General features: G+C 66.9%; 2 protein-coding genes. Both read right to left on the minus strand.

Going from position 1 to position 2,139, the window contains the following annotated elements:
* Window positions 1-73: 73 nt before the first annotated feature.
* Window positions 74-1,906: a monovalent cation:proton antiporter-2 (CPA2) family protein gene (locus ABGA94_RS00310; protein ID WP_375365990.1), complete on the minus strand. Its 1,833-nt coding sequence runs from the start codon at window positions 1,904-1,906 to the stop codon at window positions 74-76.
* On the minus strand, window positions 1,897-2,139 hold a 243-nt coding region (locus tag ABGA94_RS00315), incomplete at its 5' end, for a hypothetical protein (RefSeq protein ID WP_375365993.1). The genes ABGA94_RS00315 and ABGA94_RS00310, both read right to left, overlap by 10 nt.

Here is a 2,139-nt window from a genome sequence, read left to right on the forward strand (position 1 = left end):
GGCCGCTGGCCGGCACCCTCATATCGTCGGAACGTTTGCACATTTGCCGGCCAGCGGCCGGCACTACCGGGCTTTATTCTTCCTCTTCCGGCACGTCCTGCGGGTTCAACGTCTTGCTTGCCCGCTTCGGCGCGGTGAACGGCGTCGGCGTCGGCACGCCCTGGCCGGAGTTGCCGAACACCATCTTGGCGCCGGCATTCAAGCCGCCCCCGGCAATCTCCAGCTCGAAGCGCTCGGCATCGCGGCGACGGATCTGCTCGGCAATCTCCACCGCGTCGTCCTCGTCCGCACCCAGTTCCACCAGCGCGGCCTGGCCGAACAGCACCGCCGACTCGAACGTCTCGCGGATCTGGAAATCGACACCGGCATGGATCAGCCGCAGCGAATGCTCGCGGTCGAACGAGCGCACCATCAGCTTTGCCTGCGGGAACTCGTGCGACACCAGCTCAACAATGCGGTCAGCCGCCTCGGCCTTGTCCACGCACACCGCAATCGCACGTGCGGTGGCCGCGCCCGAGGCATGCAGCACGTCCAGTCGCGTACCGTCGCCGTAGTAGATCTTGAAACCGAAGCGCGCCGCGCTCTGGATCATCTCCACATCGTTGTCGATGATGGTCACGTCCACGTCGCGCGCCAGCAGCGACTGGCTGGCGACCTGGCCGAAGCGGCCGAAGCCGATCAGCAGCACGCTGCCGGACAGGCCATCGGCCTCGTCCACGCCGTCCATGTTCACCGTCGGCTTCGGCGCGATGCGCTTGTAGAGCAGCACCACCAGCGGGGTCAGCGCCATCGACAGCACCACCACGGCGGTGAAGTTGGCATTGATCTCCAGGTTGATCACGCCGGCCGATGCGGCGGCGGAGAACAGCACGAAGGCGAACTCGCCGCCCTGCGCCATCAGCACGCCCCGATCCAGCGCCTGCGCGTGGTCGCTGCCCATGATGCGCGCGACCACGTAGATGCACAGCGCCTTGGCCGCCATCAACGCCAGCACCAGGCCGAGGATCAGCTGCCAGTTGCCGGCCACCACGCCCAGGTCCAGCGCCATGCCGACGCTGAGGAAGAACAGGCCCAGCAGGATGCCGCGGAACGGCTCGATGTCCGCCTCGATCTGGTGGCGGAAGGTCGATTCGCTCAGCAGCACACCGGCCAGGAACGCGCCCATCGCCATCGACAGGCCGGACAGCTGCATCAGCAGCGCCGCGCCCAGCACCACCAGCAGCGCGGCGGCGGTCATCACCTCGCGCGCCTTCGATTCGGCCAGCACGCGGAACAGCGGGTTGAGCAGGAAGCGGCCGACCAGCACCAGGCCGACGATGGCACCCACGCCGATCGCCACCGACAGCCAGCGCGAGCCCTCGCCATCGGCACTGCCCGCGCCCGGCGCCATCCACGCCACCAGCGCCAGCAACGGCACGATCAGCAGGTCTTCGAACAGCAGGATGGAGACGATCTTCTGGCCCGACGGCAGCGCGATGTCACCACGCTCGGCCAGCAGCTGCATCACCACCGCGGTGGAGGTGAGCACGAAGCCGGTGGCGCCGATGAAGGCCACCTGCCACGGCAGGCCGAACAGCTTGGCGATGCTGGTCAGCACCAGCGCACAGGTGACGATCTGCAGCGTGCCCAGCCCGAAGATTTCCTTGCGCAGGCTCCACAGATGCGAGGGCCGCATTTCCAGGCCGATCACGAACAGGAACATCACAACGCCGAGCTCGGCGGTATGCAGGATCGCCTGCGGGTCGGAGAACCAGCCCAGCCCGAACGGTCCGATCGCCAGGCCAGCGGCGAAGTAGCCCAGCACCGAGCCCAGGCCGGCCCGGCGGAACAGGGGCACCATCACCACCGCCGCGCCCAGCAGGGCGACGACCTTGACCAGCTCGCTGGTCGCTGCTTCTACCGCCATGCGGTCTGTTCCCCAAGATCCAGAATCGGGTTCAACAATAGAGCAATGCCGATGTCGGCAATAGCACGCATGTTGCGCCGGATTGTCTTGGAAGTGGAACGATGCAGGGAGTGACTCCCAGCATCATCCCGAAACCATGCACATGTTTGGGTGGGCGCCATGACCTGTAGAGCCGAGCCCACGCTCGGCTGCTCTTCGTGCCGAGGCCAGAAGCAGCCGAGCATGGGCTGGCG

The sequence above is a fragment of the Stenotrophomonas sp. 3diitr2024 genome (genome assembly GCF_042136455.1).
Lineage (GTDB): Bacteria > Pseudomonadota > Gammaproteobacteria > Xanthomonadales > Xanthomonadaceae > Stenotrophomonas > Stenotrophomonas sepilia.